General features: G+C 67.4%; 8 protein-coding genes. 5 read left to right on the top strand and 3 right to left on the bottom strand.

Annotated elements, in window-relative coordinates; genetic code table 11:
* Window positions 1-89: 89 nt before the first annotated feature.
* From ACFKCF_RS36515 to ACFKCF_RS36495, 5 genes are all read left to right on the top strand, one after another.
* On the top strand, window positions 90-413 hold the full coding sequence (locus tag ACFKCF_RS36515; protein ID WP_394499863.1) for a hypothetical protein: 324 nt from the start codon (window positions 90-92) through the stop codon (window positions 411-413).
* 51 nt (window positions 414-464) lie between these two features.
* A complete protein-coding gene (locus ACFKCF_RS36510; RefSeq protein ID WP_394499862.1) occupies window positions 465-1343 on the top strand; it encodes a hypothetical protein in 879 nt (292 codons plus the stop codon).
* Window positions 1344-1819: 476 nt separating this feature from the next.
* Window positions 1820-2593, top strand: coding sequence for an N-acetylmuramoyl-L-alanine amidase (locus tag ACFKCF_RS36505; protein WP_394499861.1), 774 nt, complete (start codon window positions 1820-1822; stop codon window positions 2591-2593).
* An 86-nt stretch (window positions 2594-2679) separates the two neighbouring features.
* Window positions 2680-2859, top strand: a complete 180-nt coding sequence (locus tag ACFKCF_RS36500; RefSeq protein ID WP_394499860.1) for an MW1434 family type I TA system toxin — start codon at window positions 2680-2682, stop codon at window positions 2857-2859.
* The gene (locus ACFKCF_RS36495; protein WP_394499859.1) at window positions 2856-3164 is read left to right on the top strand and encodes a hypothetical protein; all 309 of its coding nucleotides are present in this window, start codon (window positions 2856-2858) and stop codon (window positions 3162-3164) included. Before ACFKCF_RS36500 ends, ACFKCF_RS36495 begins: the two co-directional genes overlap by 4 nt.
* A 66-nt stretch (window positions 3165-3230) precedes the next feature.
* Here ACFKCF_RS36495 and ACFKCF_RS36490 read toward each other — a convergent pair whose 3' ends face one another.
* The 3 genes from ACFKCF_RS36490 to ACFKCF_RS36480 all read right to left on the bottom strand — a co-directional run bounded on the left by ACFKCF_RS36490 (window position 3231) and on the right by ACFKCF_RS36480 (window position 6077).
* Complete coding sequence (locus ACFKCF_RS36490) at window positions 3231-3392, bottom strand: hypothetical protein (protein WP_394499858.1); 162 nt, start codon at window positions 3390-3392, stop codon at window positions 3231-3233.
* Window positions 3393-4176: 784 nt separating this feature from the next.
* Window positions 4177-4356, bottom strand: a complete 180-nt coding sequence (locus ACFKCF_RS36485) for a hypothetical protein (protein ID WP_394499857.1) — start codon at window positions 4354-4356, stop codon at window positions 4177-4179.
* Window positions 4357-4970: 614 nt separating this feature from the next.
* Window positions 4971-6077: a polyprenyl synthetase family protein gene (locus tag ACFKCF_RS36480; RefSeq protein WP_394499856.1), complete on the bottom strand. Its 1107-nt coding sequence runs from the start codon at window positions 6075-6077 to the stop codon at window positions 4971-4973.
* Window positions 6078-6157: the final 80 nt, after the last annotated feature.

Here is a 6157-nt window from a genome sequence, read left to right as displayed (position 1 = left end):
CGCGTGGAGGAGTTCCTGGCGCTCCTCTCCCCCTAACCCACCCCGCCCCGCCCCCTCCCGGGGCGGGCCGCCCCCTCCCTGAGAACCCCGTGACCGAGATCGTCATCCCCACCCGAGTCAGCGAGATCGCCGAATGGCGCAAGTACCCGACCGTGGTCATCGACCAGTGGGACGCCCTGAAGTGCGCCAAGCCCTGCAACAACACCCCCGAGGGCTCCGGCTTCGAGTACGCCCCCAATGACCCGGCGAAGGCGAACCTGCCCGCCGGTGCGGACCTGGACGGCATCTACGTGTGCGCCAAGTGCGGTGCCGTCATCGACATCAAGCCCGTCCCCGAATGGGACCCCGCACGCGAGGCCGCCGAGGAGCGCCGCGCCCTCGGCCAGGCCCTCATCAACCGCGACCGCAACTAGCCCCTCGGCCCGCCCCTCCCGGGCGGGCCCTACCCCCGAAAGGCAAGTCCTGTGACCATTGAGCAGACCACCGAGGCCGGCGACGAGCGCGCCCGCGTAGGCCGCGCCATGCTCCGCGCCTACGCCGTTCGCCCCGACTCCCTCGTCCGGCAGACCGGCGGCACCATCCCAAGCCTCCTCACCCCGAACGGCCGCCTCCTGGCCGCCGAGCAACTCCTCCACGACCTGCTCGCCGCGCTCGCCGACGACGGTGTCAACGTGCCCGTGTTCCTCGCCGACACGCTCGCCGAGGCGTGGGGCGAAGATGAGGCCGAGACGACCCCGTTCATCCGCTACCGGCCCCCCTCTTGGGTGGACGCCCTCGGCCGCGCGGCCGTCGAGCTGTACGGCGCGTACGGCGACCGGCACATGGTCATCCCTGAGTACGACACCTACGTCGTCAATGACGCCGCGCAGCTCGTCGCCAACCTGGACGAGTACGGCACCCCCGACGCGGCCGAGGAGATCGAGCCCGGCCACGTCGCCCTCACCGTCTCGTTCGACTTCGAGGAGACTCGCGTCTATGACGTGACCACCCGCATCATCGTCCCCCGAGGAGACCGCCGACCGTCACGCGGTACGCCGGTTCCTGCGCGACAACATGGACTGGTACGACGGGCTGGACACCGCCGACTTCTCGGCCCCCGACGACGACCGCGAGGACGTGATCAGCAACGTCCGGATCGTGAAGAAGGAGACCGCTCAGTGAGCAAGGGCAAGCAGGCTCTCATCGTCCAGAACCCGAGCACCGGCGAGTACGAGGTGTACGGCCACGTCTACACCGACAAGGGCCTGAAGGAGCTGGAAGCCGAAGCCGCGAAGCGCGGGCTCACCGTCATCGCGTCCGGCCGCCTCACCTCGAAAGCCGAACTCGCCGAGCGCCCCTACTAAGCCTCAACGGCCGAGCGCGCCCCTCCACCCTGGGGGCGCGCTCCAGGCACGAATAGGCGGGAAACGGACAGCGACAAGGTGGGTATTTTTTTTGAAGCCCACGCCACTTGAGAGGGGTCCCAAGCTGCGGCAACGGCACAGGCTACGGCTGCCAGACCGAACGCCACCTGATGCCACTCGGGCACATTCCCGAAGTTCGAGGCGACGCTGAAGAACATCGCCGATCCGCCGAGGGCGGCCAGAACACGCCCACGACCTCCCGGCCCCCGGTCACGCCGGCGATGCGCTCGCCCTCCCATAGGCCGAGGGTACCGCCGCCCCTCCAACCCCGCGCGGCTCTCCCGTCAAATCACGCCTCGCAGCCGTACCCCCTCGGCGGCTCTGCCCGCGAGCGTACGACCGGCCCGACGCGACGTTAAGGCCTCAACCCGGCATCCTCCCCGGCGACCTACCACCAACCCGCCCACGGGGGAGCGATGCAGAAGATCCAGGCCCGCTACTACCACAACGGCCGTGTGCGCCCGGTCCGGCTGATCGTCATACACTCCATGGAGGCCCCGGAGAAGCCGACCACCGCCGAGAACGTCGCCCGCTGGTTCGCCACCAGCTCGCCCAAGACCTCCGCGCACGTGTGCGTCGACAACAACTCGACCGTGCGGTGCGTCGACGACAACGACACCGCGTGGGCCGCGCCGAACGCGAACGCAGACGGCCTGCACATCGAGCTGACCGGCTACGCCCGGCAGTCCCGCGCCGACTGGCTCGACGCGTTCAGCCTCGCAACCCTGAAGAACGCCGCGAAGGTCGCCGCGGCCTGGGTGGAGAAGTACGGCATCCCGATCAAGCACCTGACCCCGGCCGAGGTCCGCGCCGGCCGGAAGGGCTTCTGCGCCCACGTCGACGTCACCAAGGCGTACCCGGGCACCGGCTCCCACTCCGACCCCGGCGCAGGCTTCCCCTGGGACTGCTTCCTCGCGCTCGTGCGGGCCGAGGTGGACGGCAAGCCCGACAAGCCTGCCTCCTGGTCGCGGACGCTCGTCTACACCAAGGGCAAGGCCATGATGAAGGGCACCGACGTCGAAGCCTGGCAGGCCCTCCTCGACGAGTTGGGCTACGACGTCGACGTGGACGGCGTGTACGGTCCCGGCTCCACCACGGCGACGAAGAAGTTCCAGAGCAAGGCCAAGGTCCTCGTCACCGGCACCGTAGACAAGACCACGTGGCAGGCCGGCCAGAAGGCGGCGAAGTGAACTTCGCCGCCGCCATCGACCACCTCTAGGCTGGCCACCGGCTCGCCCGCGCTGGATGGAACGGCAAGGGCATGTGGGTCTTTCGCGTGCCCGGCTCTACCATCACAGTCGATGCGCAGCGTCCGCTCGGCCAGGCCGCGCCCGAACTCGTCGGCCGCACTGTGACCTACCGGCCGCACCTCGACATGTTCACCGCGGACGGCCAGATCGTCCCGTGGGTCGCCTCCCAGTCTGACCTGGACGCCGACGACTGGGAGATCGTGTGACCGACTGGCTGATCCCGCTCGGCTACCTCGCGGCCATGATCTACACCGCGAGGAAGACGGCCACCATGTTGCGGAACACCGACATGGTCGACGACGGCGACTGGTTCGACGGCTTCATGGTCCGCTTCGTGGGCTTCGTGGCCGGCGCGGTGTGGCCGCTCATCTGGGCGGCCGTGCTGGTCACCGGCCGCCTGCCCGCGACCGACCACGAAATCCGCGTGAAACTGGCCGACCGCGAGATGCGCCTCGCCCAGCGGGACCAGCGGATCGCCGAGCTCGAACGCGAACTCGGCATGCGGGACTAGCGTGCCGCTGGCGGCCGCCCTGGAGAGACGGCCGCCAGCGCTAGACGACATGGATTGGCTGATCGGCTACTTGGCTTTCACCAGGGGAATGAGCGGGGTCGGATCGTATCCCTTGTAGATGAGCCAGCTGGCGACCGCCGCCACCGTGATCGTCACGACCGCCCACATCGTCCTCGTGGCGATGGTGGTGAGGAGGGCCATGAGCCGGTCGAACGCCTTCTCAGACATCCACCACCCGGGGGTGGATGGCTCCTCGCGCTCGGCGGCGGGGGGCTCGGTCTTGCTTTTAGGCAATGCCTACCTACCTGACTTGTTGACCAGCCCCAGGAGGTAGAGCACCACAGGTTGTGTTGCACGCACCCGCTCGCACTAACTAACCTGACGGTGAGAGGCCGTACAGGCATTTAGTGCGTCGGGGCCCTTCTGGGGTCCGGCGTCGTACAACGAAGTCGGGCGCGATCCGCTGGAACGGGTCGGGCCCTTCTTCGTCTTCACACAACGATAGGGCGGATCGCCGACGCGTTTGTAATGAGAACGCTGTTGTACAAGGTTTTCCCGCGGATTAGAGCCTTGACCTGTGGAGACGACGCGGTAGGTGTAGGAGCGGGCGCGAAGTGCCTTTCGCCCGCTCCGTACGTCGTTGATCACGCTACTCGGCCTCTGACCAGGGACAAGAGGCCGCAAGCCCTTCGGGTTGGGCTGATATCGAGGGCGCGAAACTGTCCGACCATGGCTGAGTATGCGTCCATCCCGTGGTTGCCCTTAGGCATCTTCTCCATGGCCGGGAACGTGTCGTTCTTAGAGCAGGATCGCGAGCGTCGCCCAGGTTGCCGCTGCGCCCGCCGCCGCGCCCGCGAGCGCCTGGGCGGGCGTGTGGTCGCGGACTTCGGCGCGAGCCGCTCTCGATCCCCGCCACCACCATGGGCCAACAGACGGTGTCCGCCGTAATATGCCGCTGGCGGTCGCCCTGGAGGGACGGCCGCCAGCGCTATACGGCAGGGAGCGGCTTAGATCAAGGGCGGCCCTTGACCAGCGTCGCGAGGAACGAGGGATCGAACCCGTTCACGATGAGGATGGCCCCGATGACCGCCAGAGCGATTGTGACAAGGGCGGCCGTCGGGCACGAAATCGTGAGCATGAACTTGTCGCGGTTCGTACCCTCGGGTGGTTCATCTGGTGGGTTCTTGGCCACCTGACCTCCTGTAGGACATGCGCAATGGCCGCACGCCGGTTCCAGGAAGGAGCAGGTCATCGCGCGTTTTCTTGCGCGCGATCTTCGCGGTTAAGTACGCTGCGACAGTACAGGATGGTTAGCGTACTAACCCGCGTTGTTCCTCCCCGGAGGTCCGGCGTGCTGCGAACTCGGGTCTCGGTCGCTGGCACGATCGGGACCCGTGTTCGTAGGGCCACAGTACAAGTCGGCCCGAAACTTCATGCGCGTCTTGTTAAATCAGCCCGGGGAATCGGGTGACGGCCCGATCAGTTCTGCCCCCGGCCTGATCCTGGTGGTCTGAACAGCGCAGTTACAACAGGATCGCGAGCATCGCCCACGTTGCCAGCGCCCCCGCGCAAGCGCCCGCGAATGCCTGGGCGGCCATGTGGCGCGGATCTCCGCCCGGGCCCACCCGATCAACGCCACCGCCACGCCACCGACCACGTACACGGGCAGCGCGGGCAGCACCTCACTTACCTCGTCGACCAGCCCACCACCAAGGGCGCCGCCGCCAGCCGCCTCCGCCGCAGATAACCACCTGCTGGACGTCCGTCACTCGGGACCTTTTCTCCGCAGGCTGGTAAGACGAGGGGCTATGAGCGACCGTACTTCCCGGGCTTCAGCGCTTTGTGCACGGCGCCTGCCAGCAGTGGTCTGGCCCAGTCGGCAATGATGCCGGCCTCCACCGCGGCGAGAGTCTGATCCGCCATTTCGTCGATCATGCGTTCCACCTCGGCGCGCGCCCCGGTCTCCTCGATGAGGCTGGTGATCGCGGCCGCCTCGTCGTCGTGCAGGCCGACACTGCCGGCACGGCGTAGGAGTTGCCTCTGTTTCGGATTCGACCGGTTGTAGGCGATCAAGACGAGCATGCTGAGCCGTCGTTCACGGAGGTCGTTGGCGATCTTGTCGGTGGAGGTGCGGGTTCCGAAGATGCCTTCCAGATCGTTGCGGAGCACGTACGCCTCGCCTAGCGGCCTGCCGTAGGTCTCCAGCGCCTGCATCAGCGCTGGCTCGGCACCGGCCAGAGCCGCCCCGAGTTGCAAGGGGACCGTTGCGACATAACGGCCCTTCAAAGAGATCACCTTACGGGCGCTGGACTGCGCCGCGTCCAGGTCACCGGCGGCCGCCTCGATGAGGTCGATGTGCTGGGAAGCCCAGATCTGGGTGACCGACCCAACCCACACCCTCCGTGCAGCCTCGGCCTCCGCCGGGGCAACCGATAGGACTGTCTCACCGAAGATGTCGTCGGCCCACAACAGCATCAGATCCCCCAGCCAGAGAGCGACGCCCTTGCCGAAGTCGGCAGCCCAGGGCTGACCGCCGTGTGTGGCCGCGTACCGGGCCCATTGCGTGGGCTGGAAACGGCGCATGGGCGAGTTGTCGACGATGTCGTCGTGGATGAGGCCGCCCTCGTGGACCAGCTCACTGGCGATTGCCGCATGGGCCGGTATCAATGAGCCGGGCTTCCCTCCACCGAGCAGCCATGCCAGGTAGGTGAGCAGGGGTCTCTCCCCGATTCGGTGCCGGGGGAACTCACTGGTGATCCACCTGGCGGCTTCCTCGACCGGGCCGCCGATGTCGGCCAGCAGGTTGCACCGCGACTCCAGCAACGCGGCGCGTAGGGGAACGACGACCTGAGAGTAGTAGTCGAGCAGGTCGCTGGGGTCAGGGGTGGCGATGTTGGAGGTGGGGGCGTTCACAAGGCGCTTTCTTCATGAGAGAGGGGATGGGAGGGTGGATGGCCAGCGTGTCGATGATCGCGTGGGTTCGGCTCGATATG

The organism is Nonomuraea sp. JJY05 (genome assembly GCF_043496855.1).
In the GTDB taxonomy this organism is placed as follows: domain Bacteria; phylum Actinomycetota; class Actinomycetes; order Streptosporangiales; family Streptosporangiaceae; genus Nonomuraea.
This window is presented reverse-complemented; position numbering and strand designations above follow the sequence as displayed.